This window comes from Roseimaritima sediminicola (assembly GCF_009618275.1).
GTDB lineage: Bacteria > Planctomycetota > Planctomycetia > Pirellulales > Pirellulaceae > Roseimaritima > Roseimaritima sediminicola.
On the sequence record NZ_WIAD01000008.1, the window covers coordinates 127607 to 145674 of the forward strand.

Below are 18068 nucleotides of genomic sequence, written 5' to 3' on the forward strand. Positions count from 1 at the left end.
GCCGTCAGGAAGGATCGGCGGCCGCGTCCCGCACCTGTTACCCTCGTACATTTGGTGCCCATTCGGGCAATTGCTATGGATCGCTTTCTATTCCCACGCTGGGTGAACCGTTTTCTGGTTTTGTTAGGCGGTGTGATTGCCGTTGGGGCTGTCTACGCCGGCACGCTGGGCGGTTTGATTACCGACCCGGACACACTGAACGTTGGCTACCAACCCACCCAGCCCGTTCCGTTTAGTCATGCCCTGCATGCGGGCCAGTTGCGGATGGATTGTCGCTACTGCCACAACACCGTCTTCGAAGCCGCGCACGCCGCGGTTCCGCCCACGGCCACCTGCATCAATTGCCACAGCCCGATGGACGAGGCGTCCGGGCAGACGGCGCTGGCGGCGGTGCATGCCGAGAGCGACAAGCTGGCTCCGATTCACAACAGTTGGAAGACCGGACAGAGCGTGGACTGGAAACGGGTCCACAACCTGCCCGAGTTCGTTTATTTCAATCATGCGGCCCACGTCAATTCGGGCGTCAGCTGTGTCAGCTGTCACGGTCGCATCGACCAAATGGAAGTGGTCTATCAAGCCGAAGAGTTGTCGATGGCCTGGTGTATCGAATGCCACCGGGATCCCACGCCTCACCTGCGTCCGGTTGAGTTCGTTACCCAGTTGGACTGGGAACGCAGCGAGGACGATCCAACGGGTGAAGAACTGAAAGACAAACACCACATCAATCCGCAAGTTAACTGCGCCGTGTGTCACCGATGAGCGAAAAAAATACTGAGTCACCGAAGGCTCGCTACTGGCGCAGCCTGAACGAGATGCGGCAGAGTTCGGACTTTAGCCAATATATTGAGCGAGAGTTTCCGGTCGCCGCTTCGGAATACCCCGAAGGCGTCTCCCGTCGCCGCTGGATCCAAATGATGGGCGCCTCGTTGGCCCTCGGCGGAGCGATCGGGTGCCGCTATCCCGAAGAGAGCATCGCGCCGTTTGTGATTCGGCCCGAGGGTCGGGTTCCCGGCGAGGCGTACAGCCGTGCGACGAACTTCGAGTGGGCTGGCCGGGTCTACAACCTACTGATCAGCTGCGTTGACGGGCGGCCGATCAAGGTCGAAGGCAACGACCAGCATCCCTTTGGTCGCGGCGGCACCGACGTCTATTCCCAGGCCTCGATCCTCAGCCTATACGACCCGGATCGGCTGGGCAGCGTGATGCAGTTTCGCGATGGCAAGATGCGTCCGGCCGAGTGGGACGATTTCGCCACGTATCTGCGGACGCTGACCCCGTCGCTGCGAGCCTCCGAAGGTCGCTCGTTGGCGGTGTTGATGGAATCCACCTCGTCGCCGTCGCTGGTGCGTATGTTGGAGGAGCTGCAGCAAGCCATGCCGCAGGCCACCCTCGTTCGCTACGACTCGGTGCGCAGCGACGTGATGCGCAAAGCCACGGCGCAGGCTATCGGTCGCGAAGGCGAGCCGGTTTTGGATCTGGCCAAAGCCGAGGTCGTCTTGACGGTGCAGGCCGACATCCTGGGCCAAGACCGCAATATGATCCACAACTCGCGCAGTTTTGTGGACGGCCGCCATCCGATGGAAGGCCAGATGAGCCGGCTGTATGCGGTCGAAGCCGGGTACACCAACACCGGCGCCACGGCCGACTCGCGCTTGGCGCTGCGTCCCTCGGACGCCATCGAATTCCTGGCTGCTCTGGAAGCAGCCCTCGACGGCGACGATCTTAGTACTGCGGACATCGACGGCGAGAAGGCTTACGACCTGCTTTCGCCCCAGGAACGTGCCGAGCGTTTCTTGGCCGTGGCGGCGGCGGACCTGGACGCCGCTGGAGACAAGGCGGTGGTCGTCGTCGGCGAACACCTCGGTGCCGATGCGGTGGCCGCCGGAATTCGCATCAATAACAAGCTCGGCTCGCTGAACAAACTGGTTCGCTTTGCCCAACCGGTCGACGCGTCCCTGAAGACCATCCACGTGGCCGAGTTCCTCCAGCGGGCGGCCAGTGGCACGTTCGACAGCGTCCTGGTGCTGGGCAATAACCTGGCCTTTTCGGCACCCTCGGACCTCGACCTGGCCGGCGCGATTTCGCGGATCCGCAACAGCATCTACTGGGGCGAGTACGACGACGAGACCGCCGCCCTGTGCGACTGGCAATTGCCGGCCGCCCATCCGCTGGAGAGCTGGGGCGATACGATCAGCGACAGCGGCCACTACGGCGTCTGCCAGCCGCAGATCCTGCCCCTGCTGAACGGCCGGACCAGCCTGGAAGTGTTGGCGATGTTGTTGGAGAAACCCGACACCTCGCCCGAGGCGATCGTGCGGGCGACGGCCGACCAGATCGCGGGCAGCTCGCTGAGCAATCGGCAGTGGCGGACGCTGCTGCACGACGGCTACAGCGAAGAATTGAAGGTCGAGATCGCCGACGCCGAGTACACCGGCAGCGACGACCCGTTGAGCGATGGCACGCTGAGCGTGACCTACGAGATCAATCAGAACGATATCGAAATCGTCTTCACCGCTGCCGACGGCATCTACGACGGACGCTTCGCCAACAACGGTTGGCTGCAGGAGATGCCTCAGGCGCTGACCAAGTTGACGTGGGACAACGCGGCGTTGATGAGCCCGCACACGGCCCGTCAATTGAAGGTCAAGCACGGCACGATGGTCGCCCTGCGTCGCGGAGAGGTCAGTCTGGAGGTACCGGTTTACGAAATGCCCGGCATGGCGCACGGCTGCACCGTGCTGGCGTACGGTTACGGTCGCACCCGTGCCGGCGCGATCGGCGGATTCAAGGATATGGACCTGCCGTCGGTTGGTACCGATGTGCGGCCGCTGCGAACCAGCGATTCGATGCTGGTCGCTTACAACATGGAGTCGCGACCGCGAACCGACGAGTACGAGCTGGCGACGACCCAGGACCACTGGGCGATCGACGAACTGGGCCGAGAAGAAGCCGAAGAGCGGAGCTACAAGCTGATCCGCGAAGGCACCCTGGCACTGCTGGAGAAAACCCCGCAGTTCACCGCCGCTAAAGCGCCCCATGTGCCCGACTATGACCACACCAAACTGTGGGAAAAGGAGCCGATGGAGGCGCTGCAGGAGGCGCCGGAGTTGGACTTTGTGCCGCAGTGGGGCATGTCGGTCGACCTGACCAAGTGCACCGGTTGCAACGCCTGCGTCATCGCTTGCCAGAGTGAAAACAATGTGCCGATCGTCGGCAAAGATCAGGTGCTCGATAGCCGCGAGATGCACTGGATGCGGATCGACCGCTACTTCCAGGGCAATGAAGACAACGCCGACGTTGTGCAAGAACCCTTGATGTGCATGCACTGCGAAACGGCTCCTTGCGAACAAGTCTGTCCCGTGGCGGCCACTGTGCACACCAACGAGGGCATCAACGCGATGGCCTACAACCGGTGTATCGGAACGCGGTACTGTGCCAACAACTGCCCGTTCAAGGTGCGGCGATTTAACTACTTTAATTTCAACAGCGAAGTGGGCGTGGGCTACGGCATCGACGCCTTCCCCGGTTCGATCGAATCGGCTAACCGCAAACTGCAGCAGTTGGTGCTGAACCCCGAAGTCACCGTGCGTGGCCGAGGCGTGATGGAGAAATGCACCTACTGCATCCAGCGGGTCGAGGCCGCCAAGATTGACGCCCGCAAGGAAGGCCGCGCGATCCGCGACGGCGATGTGAAGACCGCTTGCCAGACCGCCTGCCCGACGCGAGCGATCGAATTCGGCAACATCGCCGATCCTCACAGCAAAGTCGCTCAGGCCCGCGAAGACGTGCGGACCTACGGCATGTTGCCGCAGTTGCGGGTCAAACCGCGAACGACCTACATGTCGCGGATCCGCAATACGCCGCCGCTGCTGATGACCACCGCTCAGATCAGCGACCTCAATACGTTGCACGAAAAGCTGCATCACCACGGCGATCACGGTGAGTCGCACGACGAGCATGCGGACGATCACCATGACCACGAAGGCGATCACGACCACGATAACACCGATGCCAAGCCGGCTGGCGAGGCCCATTAATCCATCGCGTCCCGCCCCGCGGGAGCTGATCCAGGCTCGCCGAGCTTCGTTTATCCTTCATTCACGTACGTAACGCAAAACCATGTCCATCGCTGCCGTACAAGGCTCAGACAACACGCTGGAGCGACCCGGTGAACGGGCGCCGCTGGTGTTGGGTGACACCACGTTTCACACCATCACCGAGTCGGTTTGTCAGATCGCCGAACGCAAACCCAGCAAGCTGTGGGTGGCCGGTTTTCTGGTCTCCGCCCACCTGGCGGGATTTTTCGGAATCCTGGTCCTGTACCTGATCTACACCGGCGTCGGCGTATGGGGAAACCAGGCGCCGGTCTTCTGGGGTTGGCCGATCGTGAACTTTGTGTTCTGGGTCGGGATCGGGCACGCCGGCACGTTGATCAGCGCGATTCTGTTCCTGTTCCGACAGGAATGGCGTACCAGCATCAACCGCGCGGCCGAGGCGATGACGATCTTTGCCGTGATCTGTGCGGGATCGTTCCCGGGCATCCACGTCGGCCGGGCCTGGTTGGCATATTGGCTGGCGCCTTATCCCAGTTTGAACCTCTGGATGTGGCCACAGTTCCGCAGCCCCCTGCTGTGGGACGTGTTCGCCGTCAGCACCTACGGTTCGGTGTCCGCGGCGTTCTGGTACATGGGGATGATTCCCGACTTGGCCACGCTGCGTGACCGAGCCCGCAACCCCTACCGGCGGTTTGCCTACGGCATCTTGGCCCTGGGCTGGTCGGGTTCGTCCCGCCACTGGTTGCGTTACGAAAAGGCCTACGCCCTGTTGGCCGCCCTGGCCGCCCCGTTGGTGCTCAGCGTGCACACGATCGTGTCGTTTGACTTCGCGGTCAGCCAGGTGCCCGGTTGGCACACGACGATCTTCCCACCCTACTTCGTCGCCGGAGCGATCTTCAGTGGTTTCGCGATGGTCTTGACCCTGATGATCCCCGCCCGATCGCTGCTGAACCTCAAGCACCTGATCACGCTGCGGCACTTGGAGAACATGTGCAAGATCATCCTGGCAACGGGATCGATCGTGGGCCTTGCCTACGGTACGGAGTTCTTCATCGCTTGGTACGGTCAGGTCCGAGAAGAATCGTTCGCCTTTATCAACCGAGCTTTCGGGCCTTACGCCTGGGCCTACTGGATCATGATTACGTGCAACGTCATCAGCCCCCAGTTGTTCTGGTTCCGACGGTTCCGCACCGATCCGGTGTTGATCTTCATCGTCACGATCTTCGTCAACATCGGGATGTGGTTCGAACGGTTCGTGATCGTGGTCAGCAGTTTGTCGCGTGATTACCTGCCCAGTGCCTGGGGATACTTTACGCCGACCTGGGTCGACTGGGGGATGTTGATCGGATCATTTGGGTTGTTCTTTACCCTGTTTCTGTTGTTCTGCCGCCTGATGCCGGTCATCAACATGGCGGAAACCAAAGCCACGCTTGCCCATGAGATGCACGTGCGGCACTTGACCGAACACGCCCAGCACGAAGCGGAATGAAAGACGAAACCATGGCTGAAATTGAAGAACAAGAAACGATTCACGGATTGACCGCCGAATTCGACACCGTCGATGGGCTGCTGGCCGCCGCACGGCGCGTCCGCGACGCCGGTTACACCCTGACCGATGCCTTCACGCCCTTCCCGGTGCACGGCATCGACAAGGCGCTGGGCATCCGGCCGACCCGCCTGCCCTGGATCACCCTGACCGGTGGTCTGATCGGTTGCATGACCGGTTTGACGATGCAGATCTGGATGAACGGGATCGATTACCAGTACATCATCTCCGGCAAGCCCTTTGTCAGCCTGCCGGCGTTCATCCCGGTCTCGTTCGAGTTGACGATTCTGTTGGCTGCGTTCTCGTCGTTCCTGGGGATGTTGGCCCTGAATCGCCTGCCGCGATTCAGCAATCCGCTGTTCACCAATCCGCGTTTTGACCGCGCCACCGATGACCGGTTTTTCTTGTTCATCGATGCCAAAGACAAACGGTTTGAACTGGACGGTGCCCGAGATCTGTTGACCGATTGCGGCTCGCCTCACGTCACCCCGGTGGTCGAAGACGACACGCCGACGCACATCCCACGACCGATTTTCTACATCCTGTGTACGCTGGCGATCCTGGCGCTGGTGCCGCCGGTGTTGATCGCGCGAATGCGAGTCACCCGCAGCAGTAGCCCGCGATTCCACGTCTTCTATGACATGGATTTCTCGCCCGCCAAGGATGCTCAGAGCCGGACTACGCTGTTCGCCGACGGTCGCTCGATGCGACCCGACGTCCCGGGTACGGTCGCTCGCGGCCAGTTGGAATACGGCTTGGATTTCAACACCGGGATCGACATGGAAGCCCTCGCCCAACTGGACCCGCAGCGAGCCCAACGATTGGTCGCCGCCGTCCAGCCGCCTAGCGACGAGGAACCCGCCGAAGACGAACCCGTCGTCGAAGAAACCACCGTTGAAGACGAGCCGGCCGAGGGTGACGAACCCGCCGAAGGTGACGAACCCGCCGAGGGTGATGAACCCGCCGAGGGCGACGAGCCCGCCGAGGGCGAAATGAGCGAGACGCCAGCTGAGCAGCCCGCCGAGGACGACGCTCCCGCCGAGGACGACGCTCCCGCCGAGGACGACGCTCCTGCCGGGGACGACAAGCCCGCCGGGGACGATGAGCCTGCCGAGGGAGACGCGGACGACGCGCCCGCTGAGCAGCCCGCCGCGGCCGACGAAGACCAAAGCGAGATGCAGGATGAAGCTCCGGCCGAGGAAGCGGCCGCCCAAGACGCTCCGGCGGCTGGCGAAGAAGCTGCGGCGGCTGACGAAGAAGCTCCGGCGGCCGGCGAAGACGCGCCGGCGATGGAAGCCGAGGCGGCGGCGGAACCGGCCGCCGAGGGCGCGGCCACCGCGGTCGACAACACACCGTGGCTGGAGCAGAATCCGTTGCCGATCACGATGGCCAACCTGCGGCGTGGTCAGAACCAGTTCAACATCTACTGTGCGGTCTGTCACGGCCGAGACGGCAGTGGCACCGGGCTGGTTTCGCTGCGAGCCCAGAAGATTCTGTCTCCGACCTGGGTCCCGCCGACCAAGCTGTACAACGTGGATCTCGCAGCGGAAAGCTACCCGGACGGCAAACTGTTCAACACGATCACGCACGGGATCCGCAAGATGCCCGGTTACGGTGCCCAGATCACCGCCGACGACCGCTGGGCGATCGTCGCCTATGTTCGTGCCCTGCAGGGCAGCCGCAACGCCGATGCGTTCGCCGAACTCGTTCCGGCCGAGGAGCGGGAGCGACTGGAGCTGCTGCAGCAGCAACGCCAGCAGCGGCTGGAGGAAGAAGCCGCTGCGGCGGCGGCCCAAGCAGCCGAGCAAGCGGCCACCGCGGCCACCGCGGCAAACCCGAACAGCTAGTCCATCAGCAACCTAAACAGTCATTTTCGTATTTGGTGAACCCAAGTGAGCCATTCTGAACCTATCAAATTAAAAGCTCCCGATCACGACACGCTGCAGTTGCCAGCGTCGCTGGCGAAGCTGGCCGTACCGCTGCTCGGTGGCGGTGTGCTCGTCCTGTTGGTCGGCTGGGCAATCGGGCTCGCCGCCGGCGAAGGCGTCCGCTATGCGATGCTGTCCTACCTGTCGGCGCTGATGTTCTGCGTCACGATCAGTCTGGGGGCATTGTTCTTTGTGATCATCCAGCATCTGACCCGAGCCGGGTGGAGTGCCACGGTGCGGCGGACCAGCGAATTGTTGGCCAGCGCCATGCCGCTGCTGGCGATCATGTTCGTCCCGATCTTGATCGCGGTTTGGATCGGCGGCGAAACCATGTACGCCTGGCAGGGTGCGGAGTTCAACGCTCTGGAAGTCGCTCCGATCAAGCAGCTGTACCTGAACCCCGGCTTCTTCACGATCCGGGCCGTCTTCTGCTTTGCGTCCTGGATCCTGTTGGCTCGCTACTTCTGCGGAATGAGCCGGCGGCAGGACCAGACGGGTGAAGTCCAGTTGACGGAGAAGATGCAGTTCTGGAGCGGGCCGGCGGTGTTCCTGTTCAGTTTGACCTGTTCGATCGCGGCGTTTGACTGGATCATGTCGCTGGCCCCGATGTGGTTCAGCACGATGTTTGGGGTATACATCTTCGCCGGCTCGATCCTGGCCGCGTTGGCTGCGGGCACGGCCCTGGTCTACTGGTTTCAGGCCCAGGGCAAGCTCCGCGACGAAGTCACTGTCGAACACTACCACGACCTGGGGAAATTGCTGTTCGGCTTTGTCGTGTTCTGGGCCTACATCAGCTTCAGCCAGTACCTGTTGATCTGGTACGCGAACATTCCCGAGGAGACCGAGTGGTTCTTCTATCGTCAGGCCAACGGCTGGAGCTGGGTGTCGATCATTCTGGTTCTGATGCACTGGTTGCTGCCCTTCCTGGCCCTGCTCAGCCGACCGCTGCGGCGTCGTCCGGGCTGGGTGTTCGGTTGGTCGGTGTACCTGCTGCTGATGCACTTTATCGACCTGTTTTGGGCGATCATGCCGCAGGCCTCCCACGCCATGGGACCGACCGGCGGCGGACTGGGGATTGTCAGCGTGATCCTGTGCGGGGTGGGGATGTCTGCCCTGTACCTCGGAGCGGTCTTCAAGCTGGCGGCCGATGTGCCGTTGATTCCCGTGCGTGACCCGCGTCTGATCGAATCCCTCGCCTTCGAAAACGTTTAGCCCCAGTCAGGAAATACGATGGCTAGCTACGACGATCTCAATAACCGACAGCTCTTCACGGTCGCGATCATCTCGGCCGCGCTGACGTTCATCACCATCCTGGCCTGTCAGGTGGTCTACTATGCCTTAGCGGAACGTCAGGAAGAACATAAATTACGACAAGGACGTTTCTTTCAAGGCAATCGCGTGCTCAGCACGCAAAGCGATACGCTGAATCACTACGGCATCAACGAGGAAACCGGCCAGGTGCAGGTCCCCGTCGACGTGGTGATGACGCGGATGGTGGAAGAGGCTCAAAATGAATCCGAACAAGATAACTCGACCGCGGCGGACCCCAGTGAGACCTAGCGTTTTTCGGCCCCTGTGCGGTGCACCCGTCGGGCTGGTGGCTTGGATGTTGGCCGTCGGAGGGTCGCTGGTTGGGGGTTCCGCCGTGTGGGCGCAACCCGATACCGGTGTGCAGCTGAACGAAGGCATTCCGGCCCAGGCCGAAGGCGTCACGGTCGACCAGCACCTGGGCACCCGCTTGCCGCTGGACGAGCAGGTCGTCGATTCCTCGGGGCACACCGTAACGCTGGAACACTACTTCGACGGCCAGCGGCCGGTCATCGTGACGTTGAACTACAGCGATTGCCCAATGCTGTGCAGTGTCCAGCTCAATGCACTGTCGCGAACATTGAACGAGATGGATCTGGATCTGGGCAACGACTTCCGCGTCCTGACCGTCAGCATCGACCCCAACGAAAAACCCGAGCGAAGTCGCGAAACCCAGCAGTTATACGTCGACCAGGTCCCCGACCAACCCCGCGCTGGCGAGGCGTGGCATTTCGCCACGGCCAGCGAATCGACGATTGAAAAACTGACCGATGCGTTAGGATTTAGGTATCGCTTCGACAAGATCACCAAAGAGTACAACCACCCGGCGATGTTGGCTTTTGTCTCGCCCGAGGGGGTCATCACCAGCTATTCGCTGCGGGTGGACTTTCCGGTCGAAGACATGAAGCGGTCCCTGATCGCGGCCGGAGACGGCACGATCGGCTCGCCGGTCGACAGGATCATCATGTGGTGTTTGAGTTACGACCCCGATCGTGGACGTTACGTCGCCGTAGCTTGGAAACTGATGCGGCTGGGCGGTGCGTTGACCGTAGCGGTCATCCTGCTGGGCCTGACACCCTACTGGATCGGCAAACGTCGGAAGTCTCTGACGGGTGCCGAAGCGAACGAAGATCAAGAAACTTCCGCCACTGATGGCGGTGCGGACGAATAAGGTTTAATGGCAATGTTTGATGGATTGTTTCTCCGCGGTTCGCATCTGTTGGCGGACACCGCGCATCACCTGTGGTTCCCCGAGCAAGCCTCGACCTATGCGGCCGAGAGCGATGGGACGTACAGCATGATCCTCTGGATCTCGCTGGCGTTCTTCATCCCGCTGGCGATCCTGATGGTTTACTTTCCGATCAAGTACTACCAACGCAAAGGCGGCAAGGCGACCAGCCGGGTCACGCACCATAACGTCCTGGAAGTCACCTGGACGATCGTGCCCTGTATCTTTCTGGTCATCATGTTTGTCCGCGGCAGTTGGGGTTACCTGGACATGGCCACCCCGCCCGAAGGCGCCAAACAGGTCGACTTGACCGCCTTCAAATGGGGCTGGTCGATGAACTACGGCAAGGGAGCAATCCACCCGGAGCTGCACGTCGTGTTGAACCAGCCGACCAAAGTGGTGATGCGCTCGACCGACGTGCTGCACTCGTTCTTCATACCCGCCTTCCGGCTGAAGCAGGACGTGGTTCCCGGCCGCTACATCACGGCATGGTTCCAAGCCACCACGCCGACCCCCAAGGTCAGTCAAGAGGAATACGAAGCCGCCTTGGCAGCTCATGAAGAGAGCGGCGACGAGGTCTGGGACTACGACCGTTACCAGATGACGCCCGATGGGTATCGCTACTTCGACCTGTTTTGCGCCGAGTACTGCGGCCGCGACCACTCGGCGATGCAGAGTTACGTGGTCGTCCACGAAACCCAGGAGAGCTGGGACGAATGGATTCGCAAGATCAGCAGCCGTGGCGAGACGCCGTTGGCCGAGTACGGCGAGAAACTGTACCAGTTGCGTAACTGCATCGGCTGTCACAGCAACGAACCCAACAATATCCTGGTCGGCCCGACCTTCCATAACCTCTACGGCTACGAGCGGCAGATGGCCGACGGCGAGACGGTTCTGGCCGATGAACAGTACATTCGCGAATCAATTCTGGACCCCAAAGCCAAGGTCGTCATGGGCTTTCAGCCTCAGATGCCCAGCTTCAAAGGTCAATTAAGCGATGACGATATCGCGTCGCTGATCGCGTACATGAAAACCCTCAGCGATCGTGGCGAGACGGCCAGCGAAGCGGCTTTGGATGACGATGCCGCGGCGGCCGACGACGCAGACGCCGCGGCGGCACAGCCCGTCGAAGCGATCGCGAACTAGCAACAATACACTTTTTAGAAAACGTAGGTGGGAGCCCAAACGATGACCACAGGTGCAGCAACCGCGCCCGGCGGCGTTCGTGATGCCGGTTTCGTTTCCGATAACGAAAACTATTTGAAAAACAGCAGCGGTGTGCTCAGCTGGATGTTCACGCTCGATCACAAGCGGATCGGGATCATGTATCTGGTGGGCATTCTGACGTCCTTCCTGGGCGGCGGTCTGCTGGCGATGGTGATTCGATATCACCTGATGGCCCCCGGTGGCGCGACCACTATCTCCAACGATGCGTACAACCAATTGTTCACCCTGCACGGGGCGATCATGGTGTTTTTATTCATCATCCCCAGTATCCCCGCAGCCCTTGGTAACTTCCTGGTGCCGGTGATGCTCGGCGCCAAGGATGTCGCCTTTCCGCGGCTGAACCTCAGCAGTTTCTATCTGTGGGTTGGCGGAGCGATCTTCTTCGTCGGCGCCCTGTTGATGAACGGGTTGGATACCGGTTGGACGTTCTACACGCCCTACAGCACGTCGACCGATACGTCGGTGGTGATGGCCACGTTTGGCGCCTTCATCCTGGGCTTCAGCTCGATTTTCACCGGTTTGAATTTCATCGTCACCATCAACACCATGCGTCCGCCGGGCATGACCTGGTTCCGGATGCCGCTGTTCTTGTGGGCGACCTACGCGACCAGCATCATTCAGGTTCTGGCCACGCCCGTTCTGGGCATCACGCTGTTGCTGTTGATCGCCGAGAACGTCATGCACATCGGGATCTTCGACCCCGAATTCAACGGCGACCCGGTCACCTACCAACACTTTTTCTGGTTCTACAGCCATCCGGCTGTGTACATCATGATTTTGCCGGCCTTCGGGATTATCAGCGAATTGATCAGCGTGCACAGCCACAAGGGCATCTTCGGGTACCGCTTCATCGCCTACTCGTCGATCGCCTTGGCCCTGCTCAGTTTCCTGGTCTGGGGCCATCACATGTTCACCAGCGGGATGAGCAGTGTGACGGTCGTGATCTTCAGTGCGTTGACGTTCACCGTCTCGGTGCCCTCGGCGATCAAAGTGTTCAACTGGGTGGCCACGATGTACAAGGGAGCGATCAGCCTGACGACGCCGATGTGCTACGCCCTGGCCTTCCTGTTCCTGTTCACCATCGGTGGTCTGACCGGATTGTTCCTGGGAACGATCAGCACCGACCTGCACCTGCACGACACGTACTTCGTGGTGGCTCACTTCCACTATGTGATGATGGGCGGGACCGTGGTGTCGTTTGTCGGTGGTCTGTTCCACTGGTGGCCGAAGATGACCGGCAAGATGTTCAACGAAGCCGGCGGACGGATCTCCGCACTGATCGTGTTCGTCGGCTTTAACCTGACGTTCCTGCCCCAGTTCCTGCTGGGTAACCAGGGCATGCCGCGTCGCTATGCAACCTACGACCCCGAGTTTCAGTGGTTGCATCAGTTGTCCAGCATCGGTGCCTTCACGCTGGGCATCGGGTTGTTGGTCGCGGGACTGGTCCTGTTGCATTCGCTGTACGCCGGACGCCAGGCTCCGGCCAACCCTTGGGGCGGAGCCACGCTGGAGTGGCACTGCACCAGCCCACCGCCGTTCTACAACTTCAAGCACGCCCCGGTCGTGGGCGACCCCTACGAATTTGCGAACGTGCACTACGACGAGGCCACGGACAACTACGTGTTCACCGAACTGCCGCGAACGCTCGTCCCGGAGGAACCGGTCAAGACTCCGACGCCTGCCGGCGGACAATCCTAGTTCGCGCCGGCGGCGGCCAGATCTAACCGGCGGACCGCTACCTCGCTTGTTCTCCTACCCTTTCAACGTCATCCACACAAAGCAGCCAGCCAATGGCAAACACAGCATTACAGGCTGACCCGAGTCACGACGACGCCGGGCACCACGACGATCACGAGCACCACGAGAACCTCGCCCACCACTTCGACACCTACGAACAACAGTTCGATGCGGGCAAGTTGGGGATCTGGGTGTTCCTGGTTACCGAAGTGTTGTTCTTCGGTGGGTTGTTCTGCGCCTACGCCCTGTACCGCAACCTGCGTCCGGACGTTTTTGCCGGCAGCAGTGAGTTCCTGAATACCAAGCTCGGTGCGATCAACACCGGCGTGCTGCTGTTCAGTTCGCTGACCATGGCCTGGGGCGTTCGCTGTGCCCAGCTTCGCCAACACAAGATGCTGGCTGGAATGCTGGCGGCGACGCTGTCCTGTGCTGCGATCTTCTTGGGAGTCAAGGCGATCGAGTACTCTCACAAGTGGAGTATGGGACTGTTGCCGGCGGGACTGTACACCTATGATCCGGCGAATCCCCACCCCGCGGGCGGCCCCAATTACCTGCTCTGGATCTGCGCTCCGTTCGCGATCGGGCTGCTGTTCGTCGTGGGTTGGTTGATCATCGCCAAGATCAAAAAGGACGAGTTCAAAGTCCGCGTGCTGATGCCGCTGACCGTGGTCTTCGCCTGTTTCTTCGTCGGCGTCCAGTTGGGTACGATCCTGGAATCCGGTGGTGAAGGAGAACACGCCGCCGGCGACGATCATCACGTGGTTGCCGGCGCGGACGGCCACGCAGAACACGGCGACGATCACGCCGAGGGACGTGCCGATGAGCACCTCGAAGACCTCGATCAACCGAACAACCTGGCGATTGAGAAAGCCGATTTGGCCGGCCTGGAAGTCCTGGCGCAAGACCAGAGCAATCCCGGGGCGCGTGACACCCTCGAGGCGCTGAAGCGACAGGAAGCGGTCGCCAGCGGATCGGTCTTGCAGGGCGATCAGCGTCCGGTCGAGAGTCCCACCGAGAAACGGGTTACCGCCACGCCGAAACAGGCCGGAGTCTTCTTCAGTATCTATTACTGCATGACGGGCGTTCACGCGATCCACATCCTGGCTGGTATGGGCGTGATGATCTGGTTGTTGGTGCGGGCCACCCGTGCCGAATTCAACGAAAATTATTTCGGACCGATCGACTACGTGGGCTTGTACTGGCACTTGGTCGACCTGATTTGGATTTATCTTTTCCCTCTGTTGTATCTGATTGGCAAGTAAATCGATGAGTGACCATTCTGACCACGGCTTCGCCCACCCGCAGTCGATCACGACGCTGTTAACGGTGTTTGCCGCCCTTGTCTTTCTGACGATCGTTACGGTCGTGCAGGCCAGTTTTCACCTGGGCAATTGGGAGATCTGGATCGCGCTGTTTATCGCGAGCTTGAAAGCCGCTTTGGTGCTGTACTTCTTCATGCACTTGGGGCATGAGAAACCCTTTAACATCCTGGTTTTCTTTTCGACGTTGTTCTTCCTGGCTCTGTTTCTGGGCGGCACGTTGTCCGACCGCAACGCCTACCGAAATCAGTTGGAGCCGGATATCGACGAACCCTATCGTTCCGAAGCCCCGGCCGAAGCGGCCGAGACCGCAGCCGCGATGGAGTAGCCAAGACGTTCGGAACCACGGACCCCGCTTAGGACCCCGGACCGGTCACACTCACCTGTGACCGGTCCGGGGTTCTTTCTGTTTGGGGGGTGTAACGTTCGGTAACAATGCTAGTGCGGCGGGTGATGCGACCGGCCGGAATTTGGTTTAATAGTGCTGGGCCCTGTACGGCCCAGCGAATGCTTTCTGGAAACCAATTAAGGACAAAAGGGTATGAAACGCAGCATCTTCTTTTCTGCCGTGACCTGTGCGGCGCTCGCCGTCGCGGCCGGCTTCGGTGGCCCGATGCAGACCGCTTTTGCGCAGTCTGATCCTGCGCAAATCGATTCGGCGCAGGTGCCGCCGCTGGACTCCAGCGAAGCCGCTTCACAGCCCGTGGCGGTCGTCTCGCTCTCGGGCGTGGCCGGTCTGGGTAACGCGGCGGTGTACCTTTCGGAGGCCGCCGGCCAACCGGCGACCGGAGGGATGTTCGCGACCATGGCGCGGGGCTTTACGACCGGCATCGATCCGAATCGCCCGATCGGTTTGATCCTGAACATGAAAGACGGCGCCCCGGCACCGCTGCTGTTCGTCCCCTCGCAGGACATCAAGGTGTTTCTGCGACGGATGGAAGGTCAACTCGGCCCGGCCGAAGAACTGGAAGACGACCCGAATACCCTGGTCATCGCGGCCGGTGCCAGTTTGCTGTACATCAAACAGGCTGGTGACTGGGCCTTTGCCGCACAGGACCGCGAAGCGCTCAGCGACCTACCGGCCGACCCGCTGAAAATGCTCGGTGGGCTGCACGAGACCTACGACATCGCAGCGCGGCTGAATGTCCAGCGCGTTCCGGCCGCCCAACGTGAAATGCTGATCGCAGCTCTGAAACAAGGTTTCCAAGAAGGGATGGCTCGCCAAGCCGCCGCGGCCGGCGGCGATGACGAGGCGGCCAACGAGGCCCGACGTGTGGCCGAAGCCAGCATCGCCCAGCTGGAACGTGAGATCCAAAACACCGAATCGCTGATGTTCGGTTTCGCCGCCGACCGCGAACGTGAACGCGCCTTTATCGATGTCGTTGCCACCGCCGTCGAAGGCAGCGATACGGCCGACATCTACGAGAACACGTTCGCGCTGCCCAGCAAGTTCGCCTCGGTGATTCGCCCCGAAGCCGCCGCCTACTACCACGCCTCGGCATCGGTCAGCCCCAAAGCAGTCCAGCGGATGCGGGACTCGATCGACCAGTCGATGCAGACCTACCTGCGACAACTGGACCGCTTGGAGGAATTGAACGAAGCCCAGAAAGAGGAACTGACCGGCTTCCTCCGCAGATTTGTCGAGCTGGCGATCGATACGGTCAGCGAAGGCAAGGTCGACGTCGGCGCCCAGCTGGACCTGGGTGATTCCGGCCCCAAGATGTTTGGTGGAGCGTTCGTTTCCGACGGCTCCGACGTGGCGGACCTGCTGAAAGGCTTGGCCGAAAAACTGCAGGGCGATCCGCAAATGCCCACGTTCTCCTTCGACGAAGGCAAGTATCAGGAGATCACCCTGCACACGGTGACGGTAAAGATCGCCGACAAAGAAGTCGCGGAAGTTCTGGGCGACGAGCTGACAATCAAACTCGGCACCGGCCCCGACGCCGTGTACTTTGCCGCCGGCAGCGAAGCGGAAGCGACGCTGAAACAGTTGATCGACTCCGGCGCCGAAGATCCGGCGGGAGCCCAGCGGCCGCTGGGACAGTTCTACATGTCGCTGACCCCCTTCGCTCGGATGGTCGAGCGGGTTGCGCCGGGCGAAATTGTTTCGGCCGTCCTGCAAGCGGCCGAGAACAGCGACCAAACCGACCGCGTTCTGGTCGTCACCAGCAAGGTGCCTCGCGGACAGGCGTTCCGTCTGATCATCGGCGAAGGCATCTTCCGCGCCGCCGGAGCCGGTGCGGCAGCCGCCGGCCAAGCTCAACCAGCCGGCGCCGAATTTTAACCCGCGGCATAGGCTCCCCAGCCTGTGAACAGTGGCATAGGCTCCCCAGCCTGTGAACAGTGGCATAGGCTTCCAGCCTGTGAGCAGTGGCATAGGCTTCCAGCCTGTGAGCAGTGGCATAGGCTTCCAGCCTGTGAACAGTGGCATAGGCTTCCAGCCTGTGAACAGTGGCATAGGCTTCCAGCCTGTGAACAGTGGCATAGGCTTCCAGCCTGGGAGCCTACCTGCTCTCGGCTGGGACAGCCGAGCTACTTTGTGGCATCGGCTTCCAGCCGATGCCACTAGTCGTCTTAAGTATCCCCTGTTTTGCGGAGTCTCGATCATCGACGACGCCCCGGTCCCCTACGACGCGTTTCTATTGGTCTCCTTCGGCGGTCCCGAGGGGGCTGATGAGGTGATGCCGTTTCTGGAAAATGTACTGCGGGGCAAGCGCGTGCCCCGTGAGCGGATGCTGGAGGTTGCGGAACACTACCAGCACTTCGATGGCATCAGCCCGATCAACCAGCAGAACCGCGAGCTCTTGGCGGCGATCCAACAGCGGTTTCAGAGCGACGGGATCGATCTGCCGCTGTACTGGGGCAATCGCAATTGGCATCCACTGTTGCCCGACACGCTAGCGCAAATGGCGCGCGATGGCCGCAAACGTGCACTGGCCTTCTTCACCAGTATGTTTTCCAGCTACAGCGGATGCCGGCAGTATCGCGAGAACATCCGCGACGCCCAGGCCGCCGTCGGCCCAGCGGCTCCGCAGGTTGAAAAGCTGCGGTTTGCCTTCAACCATCCGGGCTTTATCGAACCGATGGTCCAGCACGTCCGCGAGGGCCAGCGGGCGCTGGATGTCGACGGCGATGTGCCGGTTCTGTTCACCGCGCACAGCATCCCGATGTCGATGGCCGATTACTGCAGCTACGAGCGACAGTTGCGAGAGAGCTGCCGCTTGATCGCCGGGGAGGCGGGGCTGACGAATTGGGATTTGGTCTACCAGAGTCGCAGCGGACCGCCGCAGCAACCCTGGCTGGAACCGGACGTCTGCGACGTGATCGCCGAGCGTGACGCGGAGCAGAAAATGGACGCGTTGCTGCTCGTTCCGGTCGGCTTTGTCAGCGACCACATGGAAGTGATCTACGACCTGGACGACGAAGCGGCCGAGTTGTGTCAACAGCGCGGCATCCGCATGCACCGCTGCTCCACCGTGGGCACGCATCCGCAGTTCGTCGAAATGATTGCCGAACTGGTTAAGGAGCGGCTACAGCCCGGGCATCCGCGCCGGGCCTTGGGCGATCTGGGCTGCTGGCACGACGTCTGCCCAGCGGATTGTTGTCAGTACAACCCCACTCGGCCCAAGTAGTGGCATAGGCTTCCAGCCTGTGAACAGTGGCATAGGCTTCCAGCCTGTGAACAGTGGCATAGGCTTCCAGCCTGTGAGCCAGTTTGTC

The 18068-nt window shown here is 61.1% G+C and carries 13 protein-coding genes; all 13 read left to right on the forward strand.

What is annotated here, in order from left to right; all coding sequences use genetic code 11:
• The first annotated feature begins 75 nt into the window (after positions 1-75).
• The 13 genes from GE027_RS06905 to GE027_RS06965 all read left to right on the forward strand — a co-directional run bounded on the left by GE027_RS06905 (position 76) and on the right by GE027_RS06965 (position 17980).
• A complete protein-coding gene (locus GE027_RS06905; protein WP_153556450.1) occupies positions 76-759 on the forward strand; it encodes a cytochrome c3 family protein in 684 nt (227 codons plus the stop codon).
• Entirely contained in the window at positions 756-4037 is a 3282-nt protein-coding gene (locus GE027_RS06910) for a TAT-variant-translocated molybdopterin oxidoreductase (RefSeq protein ID WP_153556451.1), read from the forward strand. The genes GE027_RS06905 and GE027_RS06910 overlap by 4 nt, the downstream gene beginning before the upstream one ends.
• A gap of 82 nt (positions 4038-4119) precedes the next feature.
• Positions 4120-5544 (forward strand): NrfD/PsrC family molybdoenzyme membrane anchor subunit, encoded by a 1425-nt coding sequence (gene nrfD, locus GE027_RS06915; protein WP_153556452.1) that lies wholly within the window; start codon positions 4120-4122, stop codon positions 5542-5544.
• A gap of 11 nt (positions 5545-5555) precedes the next feature.
• The gene (locus GE027_RS06920) at positions 5556-7448 is read left to right on the forward strand and encodes a quinol:electron acceptor oxidoreductase subunit ActD (RefSeq protein ID WP_153556453.1); all 1893 of its coding nucleotides are present in this window, start codon (positions 5556-5558) and stop codon (positions 7446-7448) included.
• A 45-nt stretch (positions 7449-7493) separates the two neighbouring features.
• Entirely contained in the window at positions 7494-8741 is a 1248-nt protein-coding gene (locus tag GE027_RS06925; RefSeq protein WP_237607354.1) for a hypothetical protein, read from the forward strand.
• Between the two features lie 18 nt (positions 8742-8759).
• Entirely contained in the window at positions 8760-9089 is a 330-nt protein-coding gene (locus tag GE027_RS06930) for a hypothetical protein (RefSeq protein ID WP_153556454.1), read from the forward strand.
• An 85-nt stretch (positions 9090-9174) separates the two neighbouring features.
• Positions 9175-10008: an SCO family protein gene (locus GE027_RS06935; RefSeq protein ID WP_153556455.1), complete on the forward strand. Its 834-nt coding sequence runs from the start codon at positions 9175-9177 to the stop codon at positions 10006-10008.
• Positions 10009-10014: 6 nt separating this feature from the next.
• The gene (locus tag GE027_RS06940; RefSeq protein WP_153556456.1) at positions 10015-11211 is read left to right on the forward strand and encodes a cytochrome c oxidase subunit II; all 1197 of its coding nucleotides are present in this window, start codon (positions 10015-10017) and stop codon (positions 11209-11211) included.
• Positions 11212-11253: 42 nt separating this feature from the next.
• A complete protein-coding gene (locus GE027_RS06945) occupies positions 11254-12990 on the forward strand; it encodes a cytochrome c oxidase subunit I (RefSeq protein WP_237607355.1) in 1737 nt (578 codons plus the stop codon).
• A 92-nt stretch (positions 12991-13082) separates the two neighbouring features.
• Entirely contained in the window at positions 13083-14291 is a 1209-nt protein-coding gene (locus tag GE027_RS06950) for a cytochrome c oxidase subunit 3 (RefSeq protein ID WP_153556457.1), read from the forward strand.
• 4 nt (positions 14292-14295) lie between these two features.
• Positions 14296-14676 (forward strand): cytochrome C oxidase subunit IV family protein, encoded by a 381-nt coding sequence (locus tag GE027_RS06955; protein WP_153556458.1) that lies wholly within the window; start codon positions 14296-14298, stop codon positions 14674-14676.
• Between the two features lie 213 nt (positions 14677-14889).
• A complete protein-coding gene (locus tag GE027_RS06960) occupies positions 14890-16632 on the forward strand; it encodes a hypothetical protein (RefSeq protein WP_153556459.1) in 1743 nt (580 codons plus the stop codon).
• Positions 16633-16954: 322 nt separating this feature from the next.
• Positions 16955-17980: a ferrochelatase gene (locus GE027_RS06965; protein WP_153556472.1), complete on the forward strand. Its 1026-nt coding sequence runs from the start codon at positions 16955-16957 to the stop codon at positions 17978-17980.
• Positions 17981-18068: the final 88 nt, after the last annotated feature.